This is a genomic window from Vreelandella sp. 162(4c), assembly GCF_058152265.1.
This window is the reverse complement of sequence record NZ_CM176981.1, coordinates 2,842,792-2,863,823: the sequence shown is the minus strand read 5'-3', so window position 1 is coordinate 2,863,823 and position 21,032 is coordinate 2,842,792. Positions and strand designations below refer to the sequence as shown.

23 protein-coding genes are annotated in these 21,032 nt (G+C 55.1%); 10 read left to right on the top strand and 13 right to left on the bottom strand.

All coding sequences use genetic code 11. From position 1 onward, the window contains the following. Positions 1-118 precede the first annotated feature (118 nt). From AC4EYZ_RS13240 to AC4EYZ_RS13230, 3 genes are all read left to right on the top strand, one after another. Positions 119-1,009 (top strand): ABC transporter substrate-binding protein, encoded by an 891-nt coding sequence (locus AC4EYZ_RS13240; protein WP_041157292.1) that lies wholly within the window; start codon positions 119-121, stop codon positions 1,007-1,009. A gap of 86 nt (positions 1,010-1,095) precedes the next feature. Further along, positions 1,096-1,383, top strand: a complete 288-nt coding sequence (locus tag AC4EYZ_RS13235; RefSeq protein WP_027957947.1) for a type II toxin-antitoxin system TacA family antitoxin — start codon at positions 1,096-1,098, stop codon at positions 1,381-1,383. Then, on the top strand, positions 1,380-1,880 hold the full coding sequence (locus AC4EYZ_RS13230) for a GNAT family N-acetyltransferase (protein WP_474193086.1): 501 nt from the start codon (positions 1,380-1,382) through the stop codon (positions 1,878-1,880). The genes AC4EYZ_RS13235 and AC4EYZ_RS13230 overlap by 4 nt, the downstream gene beginning before the upstream one ends. A gap of 102 nt (positions 1,881-1,982) precedes the next feature. Here AC4EYZ_RS13230 and AC4EYZ_RS13225 read toward each other — a convergent pair whose 3' ends face one another. Continuing rightward, positions 1,983-2,588, bottom strand: a complete 606-nt coding sequence (locus AC4EYZ_RS13225) for a GntR family transcriptional regulator (RefSeq protein ID WP_474193085.1) — start codon at positions 2,586-2,588, stop codon at positions 1,983-1,985. Between the two features lie 63 nt (positions 2,589-2,651). Here AC4EYZ_RS13225 and AC4EYZ_RS13220 point away from each other — a divergent pair, with 63 nt between their 5' ends. Beyond that, the gene (locus tag AC4EYZ_RS13220) at positions 2,652-3,122 is read left to right on the top strand and encodes an OsmC family protein (RefSeq protein WP_081742675.1); all 471 of its coding nucleotides are present in this window, start codon (positions 2,652-2,654) and stop codon (positions 3,120-3,122) included. An 11-nt stretch (positions 3,123-3,133) separates the two neighbouring features. Here AC4EYZ_RS13220 and AC4EYZ_RS13215 read toward each other — a convergent pair. Both AC4EYZ_RS13215 and AC4EYZ_RS13210 read right to left on the bottom strand, forming a co-directional pair. After that, positions 3,134-4,296 (bottom strand): IS3 family transposase gene (locus tag AC4EYZ_RS13215; RefSeq protein ID WP_490203814.1). Its coding sequence is split into 2 segments (ribosomal slippage): positions 3,134-4,041 and positions 4,041-4,296, totalling 1,164 coding nucleotides; the frame shifts between segments, so codons are not numbered across the junction. Positions 4,297-4,542: 246 nt separating this feature from the next. Then, entirely contained in the window at positions 4,543-4,875 is a 333-nt protein-coding gene (locus AC4EYZ_RS13210) for a type II toxin-antitoxin system PrlF family antitoxin (protein WP_027957950.1), read from the bottom strand. Positions 4,876-5,082: 207 nt separating this feature from the next. Between AC4EYZ_RS13210 and AC4EYZ_RS13205 the strand changes: the two genes are divergently transcribed. Beyond that, positions 5,083-6,591: a YifB family Mg chelatase-like AAA ATPase gene (locus AC4EYZ_RS13205; protein WP_474192219.1), complete on the top strand. Its 1,509-nt coding sequence runs from the start codon at positions 5,083-5,085 to the stop codon at positions 6,589-6,591. 42 nt (positions 6,592-6,633) lie between these two features. Beyond that, the gene (locus tag AC4EYZ_RS13200) at positions 6,634-6,894 is read left to right on the top strand and encodes a HigA family addiction module antitoxin (RefSeq protein ID WP_041157294.1); all 261 of its coding nucleotides are present in this window, start codon (positions 6,634-6,636) and stop codon (positions 6,892-6,894) included. 110 nt (positions 6,895-7,004) lie between these two features. On the opposite strand, the gene AC4EYZ_RS13195 is transcribed toward AC4EYZ_RS13200, so the two are convergent. Continuing rightward, positions 7,005-7,583, bottom strand: coding sequence for an NADPH-dependent FMN reductase (locus AC4EYZ_RS13195; RefSeq protein WP_022521278.1), 579 nt, complete (start codon positions 7,581-7,583; stop codon positions 7,005-7,007). 219 nt (positions 7,584-7,802) lie between these two features. Here AC4EYZ_RS13195 and AC4EYZ_RS13190 point away from each other — a divergent pair, with 219 nt between their 5' ends. Continuing rightward, positions 7,803-9,113 carry an esterase-like activity of phytase family protein gene (locus AC4EYZ_RS13190; RefSeq protein ID WP_027957963.1) on the top strand — a complete coding sequence of 437 codons (1,311 nt, stop codon included), beginning with the start codon at positions 7,803-7,805 and terminating at the stop codon, positions 9,111-9,113. A 77-nt stretch (positions 9,114-9,190) separates the two neighbouring features. On the opposite strand, the gene AC4EYZ_RS13185 is transcribed toward AC4EYZ_RS13190, so the two are convergent. Continuing rightward, complete coding sequence (locus AC4EYZ_RS13185; protein ID WP_022521276.1) at positions 9,191-9,826, bottom strand: DsbA family oxidoreductase; 636 nt, start codon at positions 9,824-9,826, stop codon at positions 9,191-9,193. A gap of 15 nt (positions 9,827-9,841) precedes the next feature. Next, positions 9,842-10,453, bottom strand: a complete 612-nt coding sequence (gene wrbA, locus AC4EYZ_RS13180; RefSeq protein WP_022521275.1) for an NAD(P)H:quinone oxidoreductase — start codon at positions 10,451-10,453, stop codon at positions 9,842-9,844. A 140-nt stretch (positions 10,454-10,593) separates the two neighbouring features. Between wrbA and AC4EYZ_RS13175 the strand changes: the two genes are divergently transcribed. Continuing rightward, entirely contained in the window at positions 10,594-11,496 is a 903-nt protein-coding gene (locus AC4EYZ_RS13175; protein ID WP_009286202.1) for a LysR family transcriptional regulator, read from the top strand. Between the two features lie 72 nt (positions 11,497-11,568). Here AC4EYZ_RS13175 and AC4EYZ_RS13170 read toward each other — a convergent pair whose 3' ends face one another. Then, entirely contained in the window at positions 11,569-12,552 is a 984-nt protein-coding gene (locus AC4EYZ_RS13170) for an alpha/beta hydrolase (protein ID WP_022521274.1), read from the bottom strand. A gap of 217 nt (positions 12,553-12,769) precedes the next feature. On the opposite strand from AC4EYZ_RS13170, the gene AC4EYZ_RS13165 reads away from it, so the two are divergent. Next, a complete protein-coding gene (locus tag AC4EYZ_RS13165) occupies positions 12,770-14,944 on the top strand; it encodes a malate synthase G (protein ID WP_490203816.1) in 2,175 nt (724 codons plus the stop codon). Between the two features lie 122 nt (positions 14,945-15,066). Here AC4EYZ_RS13165 and AC4EYZ_RS13160 read toward each other — a convergent pair whose 3' ends face one another. Genes AC4EYZ_RS13160 through AC4EYZ_RS13135 form a run of 6 tightly spaced genes read right to left on the bottom strand, consistent with a single transcriptional unit; the run spans position 15,067 to position 20,210 of the window. Then, positions 15,067-15,816, bottom strand: coding sequence for an SDR family NAD(P)-dependent oxidoreductase (locus AC4EYZ_RS13160; RefSeq protein WP_474193027.1), 750 nt, complete (start codon positions 15,814-15,816; stop codon positions 15,067-15,069). Between the two features lie 3 nt (positions 15,817-15,819). Further along, entirely contained in the window at positions 15,820-16,671 is an 852-nt protein-coding gene (locus tag AC4EYZ_RS13155) for a fumarylacetoacetate hydrolase family protein (protein ID WP_474193026.1), read from the bottom strand. Then, positions 16,668-17,666 carry an aldo/keto reductase gene (locus AC4EYZ_RS13150; RefSeq protein ID WP_474193025.1) on the bottom strand — a complete coding sequence of 333 codons (999 nt, stop codon included), beginning with the start codon at positions 17,664-17,666 and terminating at the stop codon, positions 16,668-16,670. Before AC4EYZ_RS13150 ends, AC4EYZ_RS13155 begins: the two co-directional genes overlap by 4 nt. Then, complete coding sequence (locus AC4EYZ_RS13145; protein WP_474193024.1) at positions 17,663-18,460, bottom strand: amidohydrolase family protein; 798 nt, start codon at positions 18,458-18,460, stop codon at positions 17,663-17,665. The genes AC4EYZ_RS13150 and AC4EYZ_RS13145 overlap by 4 nt, the downstream gene beginning before the upstream one ends. Beyond that, the gene (locus AC4EYZ_RS13140) at positions 18,457-18,891 is read right to left on the bottom strand and encodes an RbsD/FucU family protein (protein WP_233974144.1); all 435 of its coding nucleotides are present in this window, start codon (positions 18,889-18,891) and stop codon (positions 18,457-18,459) included. The genes AC4EYZ_RS13145 and AC4EYZ_RS13140 overlap by 4 nt, the downstream gene beginning before the upstream one ends. Continuing rightward, the gene (locus AC4EYZ_RS13135; protein ID WP_233974145.1) at positions 18,888-20,210 is read right to left on the bottom strand and encodes an L-fuconate dehydratase; all 1,323 of its coding nucleotides are present in this window, start codon (positions 20,208-20,210) and stop codon (positions 18,888-18,890) included. Before AC4EYZ_RS13135 ends, AC4EYZ_RS13140 begins: the two co-directional genes overlap by 4 nt. Positions 20,211-20,309: 99 nt before the next feature. Between AC4EYZ_RS13135 and AC4EYZ_RS13130 the strand changes: the two genes are divergently transcribed. After that, the gene (locus tag AC4EYZ_RS13130) at positions 20,310-21,023 is read left to right on the top strand and encodes a FadR/GntR family transcriptional regulator (protein WP_233974146.1); all 714 of its coding nucleotides are present in this window, start codon (positions 20,310-20,312) and stop codon (positions 21,021-21,023) included. The last annotated feature ends 9 nt before the right edge of the window (positions 21,024-21,032 follow it).

Sequence of the window (21,032 nt, the reverse complement as noted above, 5' to 3'; positions counted from 1 at the left end):
TGTAACCTAACCTGCCCAGGCCACTGTGCCTGGGCTTTTTTTCTTGAATGCAGGTTTGCAAACAATAAATATTATCGTTTAAATACAGCTCTTATTTTCTGGATGGCCTCTCACCACCATGTGCCACACCAACCTGTTCTCATTGCTCGCGCGCTGCGGGCTGTTCGCCGTTTGTATGCTGAGCGTTTCTACTGCCCAGGCGCAGTGGGCCACGGTGGACTGGACGATTGCCGAAACCTTGCTGGCGATTGATGCGCCGGTTAGCAGCGTGGCTCAGCAAAGCGATTATCAGGAGTGGGTGGGCGAGCCCCATATACCCGACAGTGTCACCGATATGGGGCTACGTACCCAGCCCAATATGGAACTGCTGGCTCAAGTGCCACCAGAACAGACGCTGATCTCGCCCATGTTTGCCGGTTTGACACCGCGCCTGGAGCGCATCGCCCCGGTCACTTCATTCTCGCTCTACTCCCCCGGCACCGATACCTGGCAGGAAATGCAAACCCTGACCCGTCAGCTGGGCGAGTTAACCGAGCGCCAGCCCCAGGCCGAGCAGCTTATTGAAGAAACCCAGGCCTTGATGACCAGGCTGCGCGAATCCCGGCCCCTCTCACAGTCAGAAATCGCGCCGCTACTGATGGTGCAGTTTATGGATGCCCGCCACGTGCGGGTGTTTGGGGAAAACAGCTTGTACAACGCCGTTCTGGAGCAGCTCGACCTCCCCAATGCCTGGGATCAATCCACAAATGCCTGGGGATTTGCGCTGGTAGGGATTGAAGCGCTGGCGCGCTACCCCGAGGCAACGTTGGTGATCATCGACCCGCTGCCCACAGGAGTCGAAGAGAAGCTTGCAAAAAGCGGCCTGTGGCAGCAGCTCCCCAGTGTCAGGCACAACAGGATAGTTCACCTGCCGCCGGTATGGAGCTTCGGCGCACTTCCCTCCGCCCAGCGCTTTGCCCGGAAGCTGACTACGGCGCTAGAGGCTGCGCCAGCGGATTTAGCGTTTTAGCCCGCGGATACCTCGATCACATCAAATTGAAAAAGGCACCATTTTGACGTACATTTATTCTAGATGAACCACATCAGGAATCCGTCATGAACGTAGCCACCGATGCCAAACAAGAGCGTATTAATCTCCGGTTGAAACATAGCGCCAAAATGGCGCTTGAACGCGCGGCAAGCTTCGAAGGGAAAACCGTCAGCAATTTCATTCTGACCAGCGCGTTAGCGCATGCCGAAAAAACCATTCATGCGCATGAAGCCATGAGTCTAAACAGCCAAGACGCTGAAGCCTTTTTCCATGCGTTGGATAAGCCGGTTAGCTTTAACAAAAAACTGGCAGCCGCTTTCGAGGAGCATGACCGGCGTGTCACTAGCCAATGACCGATGATACAAACCTGGTCATACGACCACTGAACAGCGATCACTACAGGCCAGGGTTTCACTGCGGCGTACCCTCACTGGATAACTATATTCAAAAACAGGCGCGCCTTGATGTGAAGCGTCGTGTCAGTCGGGTATTTGTGGCAACAATGGTGGAGCAGCCAACAAGCATTGTGGGCTATTACACGCTCTCCACGTTGTCGATTGAACTCGGGCAATTGCCCCAAGACCTCGCTCGTAAACTCCCGCGGCACCCTATCCCAGCAGCCCTGCTCGGCAGGTTAGCGGTTAATAAAGGCGCCCAGGCCCACGGGGTGGGAAAAATGTTGCTGATCGATGCCATTAAGCGAACGCTGGCTGTCAGCGATGAGATCGCCATTTACGCCATGGTAGTCGACGCTATTGATGAGCGAGCACAGCGCTTTTATGAACAGTTTGGTTTCTCGCTTCTCAGTTCAGACAGCCAACGCCTATTCCTTCCGCTTAAATCCATCTGAATGTATTGCCTCAGAATTTATTAGTAGTAGCCAAATCGTCTTAGCGTATGTTTTCCTTCCATTAAACTTCCTCTCCGACAAAACCTATTTGCCAGCCTATACTTAGCCACTAGAGCCTAACTTAGCGCGTGAAGCGATAATGTGACTGCGTAGGATGGAGCTGGCCTCTTCGATCAAACCATTTACAAACGCACGAACGATTGCCTCGTGATCATCTAACCAGCGGTTAGTTTCTGATGATAAATCTTCATAATTGCTAGCATACAAGGCACAGCTAGTCCGCAACTCCTCGACAATGGCTAGCTGACGCGGTCTACGCGCAGGTAAGTAAAGCGCTCGGTGAAATTGCCAATCTCCTGTTTGCCATCCCGGGCGTCCCGCTTCCAGGGATGACTTTTTGAGTGCATAGCTAACTTCCGTGTGATCACTGTTATTTGCTAGATAGATAGCGCGCTCAAGAAGGTCGCACTCAAGTGTAACCCTAAGGTCATAGATCTCATCTAGCTCTTCGGACGTTAAAGAGATGACACGGGCTCCCTTTCCTGGCATGACATGGACTAACTTCTCCGTGGCAAGAGCCTGTAAAGCATCTCTCACAGGTATACGACTGACCTCATATTTAGCGGCAAGCGCAGCCTGATGCAGCATCGATCCAGGGGCATACCGCCCTTCTAAAATTTCCATTCGAATTTTTTCGACAAGACCCATTGTCATTCCCTTCAACGCAAGTGTATACATGTATACATACTATCAAAACCAAGAGACAAAACCATGGGTCATGAATATTCTTCACATGTTGTTTGGACTGGAAGTCGTGGGAACGGTACGACTGGCTATCACGATTTTGATCGGACTTGGGATATTTCCATAGCTGGTAAGTCTGTCATTCACTGTTCTAATGACCCACTTCTAGGTGGTGATCCAACAAAGATGAATCCAGAAGACCTTTTGCTATCAGCATTGTCTGCCTGCCATATGCTCTGGTATCTGCATTATGCGTCCGATGAAGGCATCGTGGTTACATCTTATGCAGATGACCCTGTCGGGCTAGGAAAGGTCGGACGAGGAGGAGCAGGGCGTTTTTCATCCGCTACTTTGCGTCCTCAAATAACGGTGAAGACAGGGACTGATTTACAAGCTGCAGAAGCCATCCACCACCGGATACATGAGGTTTGCTTTATTGCACGATCAATAAATTTTCCTGTGAACTACGAGCCCACCTTCACTACAGAGGGAAGCTAATTATGTAGTGGTCAACTAATCCCGGACAGTAATTTAAGATTTTCCTCAGCCACAACGGGAGGCATGCCACCGTTAAACGAATGAGGGCGCTGCTGGTTGTAGTAACCCATCAGATATCCACTAACGTCTTTCTTGGCCTCAGGTAGATTTCGATATCCCAAAGCCGGTATCCACTCCGATTTCAGGCTCCGGAACAGCCTTTCCATCGGCGAGTTGTCCCAGCAGTTGCCACGTCGGCTCATGCTTTGTTTAATTCGATAGCGCCAAAGTCTTTGGCGGAACTTGCGGCTTGCATACTGACTACCCTGATCGGAATGGAACATGACGCTCTTTGGCTGACCACGTTGCTCCCAAGCGTGATCCAGCGCTTTCACAACAAGATCTGCATCTGGGCTGGACGAAATGGCCCAGCCAACAACACGACGAGCATAAAGATCCAACACAACGGCAAGATAGCTCCAACGCTGGCCACTCCAGATATAAGTGATGTCACCACACCAGACCTGATTGGGCTGGTCTGGTATAAATTTGCGGTCAAGATGGTTCGCAATATCAGGTCGCTCAACGGTCGCCTGCTTGTAAGCATGAGGGCCCGGCTGCTTACAGATCAACCCCATTTCGCTCATCAAACGCCGAACCTTGAAACGACCAATGGTGACGCCTTCTTCGTTGAGCAAACCCTTGATCGAGCGGCTACCAGCTGAGCTGCGACTCTTTTTGAAAAGGCGGTTTACCTGAGCTTTTAAGGCCAGACGCTCAACATACACGCGGTGCCGCCGCTGGCGGTACTCGTAGTAACTGGAGCGGCTAATATCAAACGCGTTACAGACCATTTCAACAGGCATTTGCTCACTCAACTGGTCTATCAGCGCGTACGATTCATGTCGTCCGACATCAAGAGAGCAGTAGCCTTTTTTAGGATGGTTTTTTCCATCTCAAGGCGTTTGCAGCGAGCCTCAAGCTCCTGAATACGCTGCTGTTCTGGGGTTAACGCTTTGCCCTTAGGGGTTACTCCCTGACGCTCGTCCGCAAGCTGGTGAACCCAGCGTCGGAGGGCGCTTTCACCGACACCCAACGAGGTACAAGCTTGGGGATAGCTGTACCCTTGATCTAGTACTAGGCTGGCAGCTTCCTGCTTAAATTCAGGCGAAAAAGTACGTCGTTTCTTGGTCATCAGACACCTCGCTTATGGTGGCAATATTACCACCTACGTTGGTGTCCGGTTTTATTGAACCACTACATTAATAGCATTTCCACGACTGGATGATGCTTGTATCAACCGTTCTACTCTGCTCGTCTACGCGTTGGCCTAATTGACGACGGAATCTTTACAGCCGTTTAACCTTCGCGGCGAGCATTTCGGTTTTTTCCCAAAACATCGGATGGGCATAGATTGTCCATCCATTCACCGCTAGAGATTTCATTCGTCATCATTCTCTTCCAGCACCTCTTCGAGGTCTGCCTCCATGCCTGCGATGAGACATTCGACCTCGACAAAACTACCTGCGGTAACAGGACAAATGCTCTCTGGATACACCAGAAGATCGCGCTCTAAAAAGTTAAGAAAATTAACCATCACAGGACCATGTTTAGTCTCATTACTGGCACGGGAAAACACCACTTCACCATTCGAGCGGACGGAATAGTGGATACGGTCTCGCCGTTTCAGCTTTAGCGCCCGGCGAATCGATGCTGGAACAGTCGTTTGATAGCGATCCGTCAGAGTAGAGTGATCTGCAATGGGAGTGCTCATCATCGCTCTCCGCTTAGTGGCAATGCAAAAGTGATGCGCGATAATTTAAGGCAGCCGCATTACCTCGACAAGCTGCCCAACTATTTTAAACCGGCCACTTAAGCGCTACCAAAGCGTTCTTAATTACGATAGGTTAAGTACTTAAGGTAATATAGATTTCGCTTACATTCGGGTTAGAGTTTTACCTAAAAACAGCGAGGAAAGGCGATGACGCTTGCCATCGTAGCCACGCGCGCAGGCGTAGGTTTAGATGCACCGGCGGTGCATGTTGAGGTACATCTGGCCAACGGCTTGCCGGGCCTAACGCTAGTGGGCTTGCCGGAAACGGCGGTAAAAGAGAGCCGCGAACGGGTGCGCAGTGCACTGGTTAATGCAGGCTTTGATTTTCCCAATACCCGCCGTATTACCTTAAACCTCGCCCCCGCCGATCTACCTAAGGAGGGTGGCCGTTTTGATCTGCCCATTGCCCTAGGTATCCTCGCCGCCTCCGGGCAAATTCCCGTGGAAGCGCTGGAAGGTATGGAGTGCGCTGGTGAGCTGGCCCTGGATGGCAAGCTGCGCGCGGTGCCGGGCATACTGCCCTTTGCCCTGGCCACCCGGCGGGCGAAAAAAGCACTGATCATTCCCCGCGACTGCGCCGATGAAGCCGCCCTGGCAGGCGATTTGCCGGTGCTGCCTGCCGATACTCTCTGGCAGGTAGTGGCGCACTTACTCGCTCAAGAGAAGATACCCCCGCACAAGCTCAGCGCTTCGGTGAAAACCACCGCCCCGGTGGATGACCTTGCCGATGTGCGCGGCCAACAGCAGGCTCGCCGTGCGCTGGAAGTCGCGGCGGCCGGGGGGCATAACCTGTTGTTTGCAGGCCCTCCTGGCACCGGCAAAACCATGCTGGCCAGCCGCCTGCCGGGCATTCTGCCGCCGCTCTCTGAGGAGGATGCTCTGGCAGTCGCTGCTGTGCGCTCGGTTTGCGGGTTACCGCTGGAAGCGGACTGGGGAAGAAGGCCATTTCGACAGCCCCATCACAGTGCCAGCGGCGCCGCCCTGGTAGGTGGCGGCTCAAAACCCAAACCCGGTGAGATTTCGCTGGCCCACCACGGCGTGCTGTTCTTGGATGAGCTGCCGGAGTTTTCCCGCCATGTGCTAGAGGTACTTCGGCAACCGCTGGAAACCGGCGAGATTCATCTCGCACGCGCCAGTCATGAACGTCGCTACCCTGCTCAATTTCAGTTAGTAGCCGCAATGAATCCCTGCCCCTGCGGCCACTTGGGCGACCCACGCCAGCGCTGTCAGTGTACCGCCAGCCAAATCCAGCGTTATCAAGCACGGCTTTCCGGGCCATTGCTAGACCGTATCGATCTGCAAGTGGAAGTGCCCGCGCTGCCGCCAGAGCAGCTCACCGCACAAACCCAAGGCGAGTCGTCAGAAGCCGTGCGCGAGCGGGTGATGGCCGCCCGAGAACGCCAAATGGCCCGTGGCGCGCTGAATAGCCAGCTAAGCGGCAAAGCCCTGGAAGCCGCCTGCGCGCTTAACGATGAAGAGCGCGCCTGGCTCGCGGGCGTGCTGGAAAAGCTCAAGCTCTCCGCCCGCGCCTATCACCGCGTACTGCGTGTAGCACTGACCCTTGCCGACCTTCAGGGCGAACCCAAACCCACCCAGCCGCATCTAATTGAGGCGATTGGATACCGACAGTTGGATCGGATGCTAAAAGGGACTTAGCATTGAAATAGTCGATTACCACTCATAAAGGGAGGTGACAAAATGGCAAAACTTCCTAATATCCATCCCGGTGAAATTTTGTACGAAGATTTCATGCAGCCAATGGCGCTGAGTAAAAATGCGCTGGCTAAGCAGATGGGCGTCCCAGCGACCCGCATTGGTGAAATCACCTTGGGCCGCCGAGCGATTACGGCAGATACTGACTTACGTCTAGCCAAGGTCTTCGGCACGAGCGAAGGTTACTGGCTTCGTTTGCAGAACGCCTACGACCTGGAAGAAGCCCGCCGTCACCAAGTGGCATGACCAGCTCTCTCATTTAACGACTCAAACACCCGTACTTACATTGAGGCCATTGGATACCGCCAGCTGGATCGGATGCTAAAGGGGGGCGTAAGCCCCCGAAAGCCGGACGGTTAGTGGGTGGCGGCCAGTGAGTCCACTAGGCGCTGACACAGCGCATCCAGCTTCTGCCCCGTGGTTTCATCATGTAACGCGCCACTATCGTTGAAGGCGCTGCCAGCTTTCGCCAGCGACAATGGCTGTGGCAGCACGACCAGCCCCAGATTGGCTAACAGTTGTTGACCAAGCGGTAGCGCACGGATGCCACCTAGCCCACCAGGGGAAGCCGCCACCAGCGCTGCCCACTTACCGGCAAATAACTTGAGCCCCGGCGTATCCTGATAAGGTCGTGACAGCCAGTCCAGTGTGTTTTTCAGCAGCGGCGTGATAAAGCCGTTGTACTCTGGCGAAGCGATCATCACTGCCTGGTGATCCGCCAGAATCTCACGCAGCTTCAGCACATTCTCCGGCACGCCCCGGGCTTCAATATCTTCATCAAACAGTGGGCAGGGATAATCTTTTAAATCGATAAAGGTTGCTTCCCCGCCAAGCGCCTCAATACGCTTGGCGGCCAGCTTGGCTAGCTGCTTGTTCAGTGACGCTTCTCGGGCACTGCCTGCAAAGACCAGTACCTTTTTGACCGATGATCCCATTGCCATTTCCTCTTTGAATAATGTATTTGAAAGCCACACCATTTATTAATATTTACGCCTGTTGAGCAAGACGTATTTTACGACTCAGGGCCAGACTCGACGTGAAACCCTGCTGCCATTAAAACGTCTGCACTTTGTCATTCAACTATCACTATTACGGATGAAAATTAGCAAAAGCTGCACCTGCCCTAATTTTTCCTCCGAAATGGTGAAATAGTGATGACAAAGCCGTTACTAGCGACTGCTCTACTCGCCTTTGCGTTTACCAGTGCGGCACACGCCCAGCAGAGTTTTCCCGCCACATTGTCCGGCCATGCCCAGCTACCCGGCAGCACCTTTGTGGCAGCTCCTTCCGGTGCCGCTGAGCACTATAACGTCTCAGGCCGTTTTACTGGCCAAGAGGGCCGCGTTGAGCAGTTGTATACGAACATGCAAGCCACCGGCTTAGCGCTACCCTTCCCCAGCCAGCCCCTGCAGGGTTTTTCAGGTATTCGCTCACTTGGCAATGACCGTTTCCTGGTGTTGACCGATAACGGCTTTGGCTCCAAGGCGAACTCCTCCGACGTCATTCTGATGTTTAACATCATAAAGACCGACTGGGACACTGGGCGTGTCATCATCGAGGAAACCGTTCAACTCTCGGATCCAAACCGCAAGGTGCCCTTCCCGATTATGAATGAAGCCACTCCTGGTCGTTTTTTAACCGGGGCTGATTTCGATATTGAATCGATACAGCCGGTGGGCGATAGCTACTGGATTGGCGATGAGTTTGGCCCGTGGATTATCCAGGTGGATAATCAGGGCGAAGTTCTGCAAGTGCTGGCCACCAATCCTGGTGGGACGCTGATGCGCTCCCCCGACAATGCCTTTGCCCTCACCCCGAACCCTGGCGCGCCTCTCGCTGATGATGTGAGGGTGTTTCGCTCCGGTGGTTATGAGGGCATGGCGCTCTCCGAAGACCAAACAACCCTCTACCCCTTACTGGAAAAGCCCATCTGGGATAGCAACGCCAACGCCCCGGAAACGATTGATGGCACCCCCGTATTAAGAATGTTCGAGCTCAACACTAAAACCGGCGAATGGGGCGACACAACCCGCTACTACCCCTTGGAATCAGCGGATCACGCCATCGGCGATTTCAACCTCATTGGCGGAACTCGCGGCTTGATCATCGAGCGTGATAGCCGCCAGGGCGACCCGCGAGAAGAGTGGGCAGACAACCCTGCCGAGTTCAAACGCATCTATCTCGTCGATCTCGAACGTACGGACGAGCAGGGTGTGCTTGAGAAAATCGCCTATATCGACTTGATGGACATCCAGGATCCAGAGGGCCTTGCACCGCGCGGCACGATCAACGGCACCTTTAACTTTCCCTTTGTGACCATTGAGAACGTGGATCGTGTCGATGAGAGCACCATCGTGGTCGCCAATGACAACAACTACCCTTTCTCGATTGGCCGCCAGCAAGGCCGCGCCGATGATAATGAGCTAATACTGCTCGATGTAGAGGACTTCCTGAACGCCCAGTAATGTGAGCAAGCGTGGGGCCGGGGCGCTCAATTATGACCCTAGCCTCACGTTAAAACGTCAGCAATCTCTCGACAAATTCAGCCAATATGCTGGCGGACTTCCTGTAACTGGAGACGCAGGCTTTCTATCGGTTGCGCACCATTAATCAGCCATCTGTCTTCAACAATCAATGTCGGCACCGACTGAACTCCCAACTTGGACGCGAGGTGGTGATCCTTTTCCACCGCCTGCTGAGTTGTTTCCGAGAGCACGTCTAGATCATAACGAACCATGTCGAGCCCGATTTCTTCAGCCAGTGATCGCAGCACCTGGCTATCACCGATATTGCGGCTCTCCGTCAGGTGCGCGTACTGAACACGATCAAACATACGCCAGTGCCCTTGTTGACCTGCCTGCATTTCAGCCGCCTTACACGCCAGCGCGCCAGGCATCCCGTGAGGATACTCGAAGGTTTGGGCACGCATACCATCAATGTTGATACGCGGGGTATCCTCTGCGGCAACGCATTTTTCCCAATGACCGAGAATTGTTTCTTTGGCATCACCCATAGAGCCGAAGGCTTCTAGCATAGCTTCTCTACTTGCTTGAAGCGTAAAGCACTGGTGATGCACATCCAGGTTCAACTGCTTCGCAAGCGAGTGCAGCCGGGGAGAGAGAAGGTAACACCAACCGCAAACAACATCGTGCACAAACACCACCTTTAATGGATGCATGTCTCACCTCCCCCTCTAATCGTTGTGTGAACTGAGCGAACGCGCAATGGATGCCACGTGCTGACCCTGAAATTCAGCAATGCGCAGCTCTACCGCCGACGGCTGCCGCGAGCCATCTGTCGCCGCCAAGGTTGATGCGCCATAGGGTGTGCCTCCGCTGATCTCGTCCATCGTCGTAAGGTCGGGACAAGAATAAGGTACCCCCACGATGACCATGCCGTGGTGTAACAAGGTGGTATGGAAGGACAATAGGGTGCTCTCTTGACCTCCATGCTGACTCGCGGTGGAAGTGAATGCTGCACCAACTTTGCCGATAAGCGCCCCCTTAGCCCAGAGTCCACCGGTTTGATCTAAGAAATTGCGCATCTGGGAGGCCATATTGCCAAAGCGAGTGGGCGTGCCGAAAATAATGGCATCGTAATCAGCCAGTTCACTCGGCTCGGCGATAGGCGCAGACTGATCCAATTTAGCCCCCGCCTTGAGGGCGACCTCTTCTGGCATCAGTTCTGGCACGCGCTTGATGGTCACTTCAGTGCCAGGGATGCTGGCCGCGCCTTTCGCTACAGCGTCAGCCATCGTCTCGATATGGCCATAGGTTGAATAATAAAGGACTAGTACCCGGGTCATCGTGATTCTCCATGCGTTGCTATTCGAATACGTTCTGAGTAGGCGATCTCGTCGACGCCATGAATCCCAGGATAAGCTTTGTTTAAATAGAGATAATCAGTAGTATTCGAAAATGATATTTTCCTTACTGGAAACAATGCATGGATAAGCTGACGGCAATGCGCACCTTTCGGCGAGTCGTAGAGCTGCAGAGCTTTTCTGCGGCCGCGAACGACCAGCGGCTCTCCAACGGCGCTGTGAGTAAACAGGTAGCGGAACTGGAGGCCAGCCTTGGGGTAACGCTGTTGACGCGTACCACCCGGCGGCTGAGCCTTACCGATGCGGGGCGGGCGTACTACGAACGCTGCGCCTGCATCCTCGACGACATTGAAGAAACCGAGCTAGCGTTGGGAGTTCACCAAGCAATCCCGCGGGGATCTCTTAAGATCAACTGCCCCATGTCGCTGGGGCTTTTGCATATCGCGCCTTTGATCCCCGTATTTGCCGAGCGCTACCCGGAAATCAACATCGAACTGGTTATGAATGACCGCCGCGTAGCGTTGGTGGAGGAAGGATTCGACGTCGCCTTACGTGCCGGTGACCCACTGGAAGATTCATCACTGATCGCACGCCGACTACAAAGCATTCATCGCGTATTGTGCGCCTCGCCAGGCTATCTCGAGCGATTCGGCGAACCGACAACACCTCAAGCACTTTCTGAGCATAAATGCCTGCTCTACAGCCTGGGCGCCGCACCGGAAGTGTGGCGCCTTGGCTATGCAGGGCAGACTATCGAACAGCGAGTGAAAGCAACCCTGACCGCCAATAGCAGCATCGCCCTGCGAGAAGCGCTGCTTGCGGGCATGGGCATTTCTCTAACCCCGACCTTCGTAGTCAGTGCGGATCTCAAGGCTGGGCGCTTGATTGAAATAATGCCGACATACCGCCCCCCTGAACAAGGCCTCTATATTCTCTATCCAGCCAGCCGCTACCTCTCGCCAAAGGTACGCTGCTTTGTAGACTTCATGGTAAATCAGCTCGGCGGCACACCGCCCTGGGGGTAAAGCAGGGCTCATTGAGAGGGTAGAACAGGGCCCTAGATCCAGGGATGCCTCTAGGGTCTGGAATTGCCGACGTTATTTACTAACACTATCGACAAACCCATCTACAAAATTATCCAGCGCTTCAAACAGCACTTCACGAATGGGATCTGCCTCATTTACCAAGTGGTGGCGAGCTTCCGGGTGGCGGTGAATTTCGGCATTGGGAAACTTCTTCGCCAAAATCGCTAAATTCCACTCCCAATCAACGGTCAAATCCTGCTCGCCCTGGAGTATCAGGGTAGGCAGCGGGTTGGGCTCCTGGGCCAGTAGGCGAGGCATCCAGCGGCGCATGGCGCTCACCCAGGCAACGCTCAAACGCTCGGGCTGCAGCGGGTCACCCTCGCGTAGAAACTCGGTGAACTGCTCGTCGGTAGAGTTGGGGCGATATTTACGCGGCAACTCTTTTACAAACGGGCTGGCAATCAAGTGCAGCCAGCTGGTTTGGCTCCATCCCCAAGGCCGCACCAGGGGCGCCAGCAGCACCAAACCCGACCAGCCGGAAGCCCCACGACGGGTGAGTGCATCGGTAGCCAGAATCGCCCCACCGGTACTCTGGCCCACGCCTAACCACGGCTCAGGCGCCATGCCTTGGCTCTTTAGAGTCATCTGCAAGTGAGCCAGGCAGTGCTGATAATCATCGAAATCTTCTATTGCCGCCCGCGCACCGCTGGAAAGGCCGTGGCCGGGAAGATCCCACAGCACCACTCGCCACCCCTTAGCCAGCAGGCGTTCAAGCAAATGGCGATATAACCCCATATGATCGAAATAGCCATGTACCACAAAGGCAGTGCCCACCGGCTGCGGGGGGCTCCACACTTGGCACCACAGCGCAAAGCGCCCCGTATCGATAAAGCCTGCATGCACTTCACTGGTATCTAACAGCAGTGCTTCCAAGCCATAGTGGTGGAAATAGTCTTGCATGGCGTTTGCCAATACTTCCCCAGGCAACAGGCGGCTAAGGGCGGTATCGCCCGAGGCGTGGCGAAACAAGCCTTCCAGATGTTGGAAATCACTCATCGATGTTTCTCCATAACGCCATTGTCCTTTGACCTAGGCACGGCTGATGTTTCGCGCTTTCAGAACCAAATGCCTAGTCATTTGGTCGAGCATTTTAGCGCATTAGGGTCTACGCTGTTTACATGCCCGGCCAGGTGTGGAATTATTTTCCATAAATACATTTTACGCTGACCGTAGCAAACACATCACCCACTGGCATCCTCACAGGAGAAACCCCATGAGCGAGCGTATCACGCGCCACCGTTTACAGGTGGCAGCCGATCTAGATCGTTTTATAAATGAGCAGGCGCTACCGGGAACAGGTGTTGATGAAAACGCCTTTTGGGCCGGTGTGGATGCCCTGTTTCATGATTTGACCCCTAAAAATCGTCAATTGCTCGAAGAGCGCGACACGCTGCAAGAGAAGCTAGATGCATGGCACCGGGAAAACCCCGGCCCGGTCACCGATATGCCGGGATACCGCCGCTTCCTGAAAGAGGTTGGCTACCTGGCAGAAGCGCCGGCTAACGTAAAAGCGACCACCGCCAACGTTGACCGTGAAGTTGCCGTTCAGGCAGGCCCGCAGTTGGTTGTGCCGGTGAGCAACGCACGCTATGCGCTGAACGCGGCGAACGCCCGCTGGGGCAGCCTTTACGACGCCCTGTACGGCACCGATGCGATTTCCGAAGAGGATGGCGCGGAGAAAGGCACCAGCTTTAACCCCAAACGTGGCGCCAAAGTGATTGCCTACGCCCGTGGCGTGCTTGACCGCGCGGCACCGCTGGCGACTGGCTCGCACCGGGATGCGGTGAACTACGCCATTCGTGATGAGCACTTGGTAGTAACGCTGGAAGGTGGTCGTGAGACGGGCCTTAAGGATTCCGGCAAGTTGATTGGTTTTACCGGCGAAGCGGCGAAACCCGACGCGATTCTGTTGGGGAACAACGGCCTGCACCTGGAAATCCAGATCGACCCTAACGACGCCATCGGCAAAACCGACCCGGCAGGCGTTAAAGATGTCGTGGTGGAAGCCGCCCTGACCGCCATCATGGATTGCGAAGACTCCGTTGCCGCAGTGGATTCAGAAGACAAGGTGGGCGTTTACAGTAACTGGCTGGGCCTGATGAAGGGCGATCTGGAAGAGAAGATCGAAAAAGGCGGCAAGACGTTTACCCGCAAGCTGAACGCCGACCGCACCTGGCAAACCACCGATGGCAGCAGCGTCACGCTGCCCGGCCGTTCGCTGATGTTCGTGCGCAATGTGGGTCACTTAATGACCACACCGGCGATTTTGGATGAGAACGGTAACGAGCTGCCGGAAGGTATCCTTGATGCCGTGGTTACCTCGCTGCTCGCGTTGTATGATCTGAAGAAAGACGCTGACCAGCCGCGCAACTCGCGCACTGGCTCTGTTTATATCGTCAAGCCGAAGATGCACGGCCCTAAAGAAGTTGCCTTCGCCAACGAGCTGTTTAGCCGCGTTGAAGACATTTTGGGCATGAACCGCGACACCCTGAAAATGGGTATCATGGACGAAGAGCGTCGCACCACCGTTAACCTCAAGGCGTGTATCGCTGAAGCGGCTTCACGGGTGGCATTTATCAACACCGGCTTCCTCGACCGTACCGGCGACGAAATGCATACCGCCATGGAAGCGGGTCCCATGGTGCGCAAGGGCGACATGAAAAGCGCCGCTTGGATTCAGGCCTACGAGAAGAGCAACGTGCAAGTGGGCCTTGCCTGCGGCCTTCGCGGTCGTGCCCAGATTGGTAAAGGCATGTGGGCCATGCCTGACCTGATGCACAACATGCTAGAGCAGAAAATCGGCCATCCGAAAGCGGGTGCCAACACCGCTTGGGTACCTTCACCTACCGCTGCTGCGCTGCACGCGCTGCACTACCATCAGGTCAACGTCACCGACGTTCAGCGCGAGCTGGAAGCGTTGGGCGAGCCCGATTACCTGGATGACCTACTCACCGTGCCGGTGGCGGAAAATGCCAACTGGTCGGATGAAGAGAAGCAGCAGGAGTTGGATAACAACTGCCAGGGTATTCTTGGCTACGTAGTGCGCTGGGTAGAGCACGGCGTGGGCTGTTCAAAAGTGCCGGATATCCACAATGTGGGCCTGATGGAAGACCGCGCCACGCTGCGTATCTCCAGCCAGCACATTGCCAACTGGCTGCTCCACGGCATTGTCGACGCACCGCGGGTGGAAGAGACCCTTAAGCGCATGGCCAAAGTAGTCGATGAGCAGAACGCTGGCGACCCCACCTACACCGCCATGAGCGCCGATTTTGAAGGTTCTACCGCTTTCAAAGCCGCCTCCGACCTGATCTTCAAAGGCCGCGTGCAGCCTTCCGGCTACACCGAGCCGCTGCTGCACGAGTGGCGTCAGGTGCATAAAGCGAAGTAACCTTCTCACGACGCCAAGCGCACTAGAGCATAGTCGCTAATAACCCCTCGAGGTCTCGCGCCTTGAGGGGTTATTATTTACTAGGCAATGATTTTAAGGAGACACTCTAGAGCAATCTTCAACTATTGCTGTGGCCTCAACCTCAAGGCCTCCATACCGCCATCGACGGGCAGACACACACCCACCGATGAACGGTTGGCAGGATCGGCAAGATAAGCCACTGCTCGAGCCACCTCTTCCGCACTTACCAGACGACCATGGGGCTGACGCGCCTCAAGCGCTATACGCTCAGCGGTGGGATCGTCAGCCTGTTGCAAAAGCCGGCCCACCCATGGCGTATCAGCAGTACCCGGGGCAACACAGTTCACTCGAACCCCCTCGCGCACATGATCGGCTGCCATAGCTCGAGTCAACGCCAGTACAGCCCCCTTGGTTGCCGAATATAGCGCTCTCTGTTGCAGGCCTGCCGTGGAGGCAATCGACGCCATGTTCGTGATCGAAGCGGCATTCGACTTCTTCAAGTGAGGCAGCGCTGCGCGGGCCACTCGTGCCATGCCCGCAACATTGATTTCCCAGGATCGCGTCCATTCCTCGTCTGAGTTGTCAGCAACATTTCCCTGAGCACCAATGCCCGCGTTATTCACCACAATATCTAAACGCCCAAACTTATTGACCGTTGACTGAATCGCACTGTTCACCGAAGCACTGTCTGCCACGTCGCACTTATGCCAATAGTGCTGGTTCTTTGGATCGTCAATATCCAGCACGGCAACGCTGGCCCCTTCCTCAGCTAAAAGATCGGCAATCGCGGCACCAATCCCTGAGGCCCCACCCGTCACAACAGCAACCAAACCTTCAAAACGTGCTGACATTGTTTACTCCTCCCATGCGCGATAGGTCTGCCGCTGCCGACCAAGCCCTTCGATCTCGACTTCGACCACGTCCCCTGACTTCAGGTACGGGAAGCGCCCAGATACAGCCACTCCTTGAGGGGTTCCTGTCGATATCACATCGCCCGGCTCAAGTTGCATGTACTGTGAAAGGTCATGCACGATCTCAGCGCAGTTGAAGATCATGTCTGCTGTACGGGAATCCTGCCGAGGCTCTCCATTAACCCATGAGCGCAACCTCGCATCCTCTGGATCGAATTCATCTGCCGAGACGATCCAGGGGCCTAATGGCATATAACCAGGGCTGCATTTCCCCTTACTCCACTGACCTCCCGAAATCTCTAGCTGGAAAGCTCGTTCGGAGAGGTCATTAGCCAGCACGTAACCGCCGATATGCTGTGCCGCTTCTTCCACTGAGTCGCAGTAGGAGGCCGCGCTGCCGATGATGATACCTAGCTCCACCTCCCAGTCAGTCTTCTGTGAACCACGGGCAATAGTGACGATGTCATTTGGGCCCGCAATGGTGTTCGGTGTCTTCAAGAAGACGATAGGACTCTGCGGCGGCTCAGCACCGGATTCAGCCGCATGCGCAGCGTAATTCTGGCCTATACAGATCACTGCTGACGCGCGAGCAACTGGGGAGCCATAGCGAACATTATCGTCAATCTTGACCGGAGTGAGACGGCCTTTTTCAGCCAATTTTTTGAGTTGCTGCGCCCCGCCGGTGGCCCAGAAGCTGGGGTCAAAATCACCTATTGGTGAAGCGTCGTAAAGGGTTCCATCAATCTCAGCGAGGGGAGTTTCATATCCAAGTTCACCACGGCGTAACAATTTCATACTTCCTCCTTTAGCAGGCCTTGCGCCCGCAAATCATTCCAGAATGCTTCGGGTATTTCGGATGAAACCAGCGCAAGGTTCTTCTCTACTTGCGCTACCGAACGCATACCGGCCATCACATTCACGACAGCAGGGTGCCGCTTGGGAAAGTTCAGCGCGGCCTCAGGGAGACTCACACCGTGTTGACGCGCTACCTCCGCCATCAACCTAGCTCGATCCAACGCCCACTTTGGTGCTGGGCCGTACTCGTACCACGCATCCACGGGCGGTTCTTCGCGGGCCAGTAGGCCGGAGTTGAAAACTCCGACAGCGATAACACCTATGCCTTTCGCCTGACAGGCTGACATCAACCCCACTTGCTCCTGTTCGAGCAAGGTATACCTGCCGGCAAGCATGATTAAGTCGGGGTCGGAATGATCCACGAAACGGCGCAACATGTTGGCGTCTTTAGAACCAATGCCCCACGCGGAAATCACCCCTTCGTCCCTGAGTCGATTCAGCATGGGCACTGCGCCGCTGATCGCCTCGTCGAAACGGTCAGTCGGTTCTTCAGGATCATGGATCCAGAGAATGTCGACAGCATCAAGTTTCAGCCGACTCAACGACTCTTCAAGGCTGCGCTGTACGCCCTCGGCGGTGTAGTCACGAACCCGTGTCAGCTTATCGGGGACAAGAAAGCCATTGTCACGATCTGAACCCTGCGGCGTGGGGTTGTCGCTTAGCAGTCGCCCTACCTTGGTGGAGATAACGTAATCCTTGCGCGGCCGAACACGCAGCGCCCTACCCAGTCGCTCCTCGGAGAGGCCCAAACCATAGTGCGGGGCGGTGTCGAAGAACCTTAGCCCGCCATTCCATGCGGCTTCCACGGCATCCAAGCAGTCCTCTGCTGCTACTTTTTTACCCATGTTTCCAAATTGCGCCGTACCAAACCCCAGCTTGCTAAAAGCGGTATGGAGCTTGTCAGGCAAACGATGGATGACAGAAGATGCAGTCATTGGCATGGTCTCCTTGCGTAGATACGAAGAGCATTTTCATGGGCGACGGCGGAGCGGTGAACAGAGGGCAAGAGCGCTAATACTCGCAAGCACCAATCGCTGGGATCCAGGCTAACAGGATGGTCGCTGCCTAGCAGGCAACGCCGAGGGCCGAAAAGCTCAACCGCGGCGCCCACCACGTCAGCCGTCACACCTTCCAGCTCCATAGCGTCACGGCATTGCGCCGGTAACCCCGAAAGCTTGCAGTGCACATTGGGTAGTTCGGCTAGGCATGCTAGATCCCTGCGCCACTTGAGCATGGCTTGTTCATCGCCAATTTCGGGCTTTCCCATATGATCCAGCACCACTGTCAGCGTCGGCGCTTGTGCGAGTAGTCGGGTAAGAGCCGGTAATTCCCCGGCCCGAACGCAGGCATCGAAAGGCAAGCCGTGGGCTGCGAGTAGTTTCATTCCCTGTACAAGACGGGACGAGTCGAAGAGGTCACGATCCTGGAGAAGCCTGCGTACGCCAACCACCTTGGGCAGGTCGGCGACCCTTGCTAGCTTCTCCCCAGCGTCATGCTTCTCCAGCGCCACACTGGCCACCACACCGTGAACCCGTGGATCCTCTGCCGCGACAGCGGCGAGCCAATCAGCTTCTTGTGCCGGATCGTCAGCATCGGCTTCCACAAGGATGTATTGACGCCCTCCAGATACCTGTGGAATAGAAGCTGTTGGCGGCAACCCAGCGCTAGCCAGCCAAGCGATGCTGGCTGCTGACGTATCCCATATGTGAAGGTGTGCATCGAGGATCATGGTACGCCTACCGTCAGTAACAGATTTGCATAAGGGCGTGTTTCACCTGTAGCGACGAGAAGACATACGTCCGGTTCGCGACAGGCCGTATAGAACTCCATCCGCGCCAAACTCGACCAGGTGATTTTTTCGCCACCACCATGGACGTGCTGAGCCAACAGCTGCTGGAATTCCTGAACGGCCTCAGAGGCGCCGCCTTCGGCTGTTTGCATGTAAGTGGCGGCCTCTATATGAATCGTCTCGGCCACCGTCTTCAGAACGTCAGCAGCAGGAACCATGCCGGCACGGAGGTTTAAGTGCACTATTGCCGCCGTAGAAGAAACGCCTGTCGAATGCGGGTAGAGTGCATCCGCGATGAGGATTTGCGATCCATGCCCTGCTCCCGCCAGCGCAGAAAGAAGCTCCGGATGCAAAAGATTCCCCTTCATCATGTGTTAGCCCCCTCTCGACGTTTTGCCCACTCAGTACCCTCCGGCCAAGCCCAACGTGTCAGCGACTCTGCTTTAATCTCGGCGGAATACCCCGGTGCTTCAGGCAGCATGTAAGCCCCCTTACTCACAATGCAGGGGTCGACGAAATGTTCGTGAAGATGGTCAACGTACTCGGCAACACGTCCTTCCATTGGGCCTGAAACCGCAACGTAATCGATCATCACGAGATGACTGACGAGTTCGCAAAGCCCCACGCCACCGGCGTGAGGGCACACGGGTTTTGCGAATTTCTTAGCCATTAGCAGTATGGGGATGATCTCGTTGATGCTGGCCAATCGACAGGAATCGATTTGAACAAAGTCCACGGCGTCAGCCTGAAGCAACTGTTTGAACAACACACGGTTCATGCCATGTTCGCCGGTCGCTACGCCAATCCCCTCGGGTCGCACACCGTCGGCAATCGCGCGGTGACCTAAAACGTCATCAGGACTTGTGGGCTCTTCGATCCATAGCACGTTGTGATGGGCCAGCGCTTGCACTCTCTCGATGGCTTCTGGAACATCCCAAATCTGGTTGGCATCGATCATCAGCGAGATATCCGGGCCGATCACAGAACGTGCTATGCCGAGCCGACGCTCATCATCTTCAGGATTTCCACCGACCTTAAGTTTGATATGCCGATAGCCCTCCTCAACCGCTTCGCGGCAGAGCCTTTCGAGCTTCTCGTCCGAATAACCCAGCCACCCGGCGGATGTCGTATAACACTGAAAACCATTCGCTTGCAGGTTGGAGATCCGCTCCTCTCGATGTTGACGCTGCTCCTCAAGCATGGCGACGGCCTCATCAGCGGTCAGCACATCCGAGAGATAGCTCAAATCCAGGTTAGCGACGAGTGTGACTGGCTCCATATCACAGATGAACTGCCAGAGAGGGAGGCCCGCTCTACGCGCCGCCAAGTCCCATACCGCATTCATTACAGCGGCACGAGCCAAGTGGACAACGCCTTTATCCGGGCCGAGCCAGCGAAGTTGAGAATCTGCAGCGAGTTCACGGTAGGCTTCTCCGGGGTTATCGCACAACTCAGCCACATCGCGGCCAATAAAGCGATTCGCTAACGCATCGATTGCTTGCAGACAAATATCGTTTCCACGACCTATGGTAAAAGTAAACCCGCACCCGTAGAGCGAGTCGTCATCAGCAACCAGTCTCAGATAGGCGGCGGAGTAGTCAGCGTCTTTGTTAACGGCATCGGAGCCATCATGGCTGTCCGACGTGGGAAAGCGAAGATCGACAAATTCAATCGAAGTGATAATCGTCATCTTAAACCCTCTAATTCATATGATGTATTTAACTGTAGCCTAATATTTACAACCGCTTCAAACTTCCTAAACCAACCACCTATATCGAAGGAAACATGCATGAGCGAAGATAGCCTGGGAGAACAGACCACCCGCCGCCCGTCACAGAACGAAGTGGTCGTCCAGGGCATCCAAGACATGATCTCCTCCGGAGAGATCAAACCCGGCGACAGGTTGCCTGTAGAGCCCTTACTAGCTGAGCGCTTCAGCGTTTCTCGAAGCTCTCTTCGGGAGGGCGTACGAGCACTTGTGGCCATGGGAATCCTTGAAACAAGGCAGGGGTCGGGAACCACCGTTACAACGCTTGACCCGCATTTGCTGTTAAAGCCACTGGAATTTTGGGCGAGCATTCAGGGCGACAAGTCCTCGCATGACCTGCACACCGTGCGCCAAGCACTAGAGGTCGAATCTGCAGCTACGGCGGCAGCGCGGCGAGCGCCTGAAGACATAGAACAGCTCAGACGTCTACTCAAAGCCGCAGAACCCGCCATTCAAGCCAAGGATCACGAAGCCGCCATGGCAGTAGACTTAGAGTTCCACCTCACGGTGGCGAAAATATCCCGAAACCCTATCCTTATCGCCCTTTTGGAAGCCCTTTCCCGCCCAACACTGCGAATGAGGACATGGCAGTCCATCTATCACAGCGGCCGCATCGAAACGACCCATCACGAGCACCAGGCAGTGCTGAATGCAATCGCTGCTGGCGACCCCATTTCAGCGCACGCTGCCATGCGTACACACCTGGCGCAGGTTGCCGTTAACCTGGAAGACTGATGGTGGGTA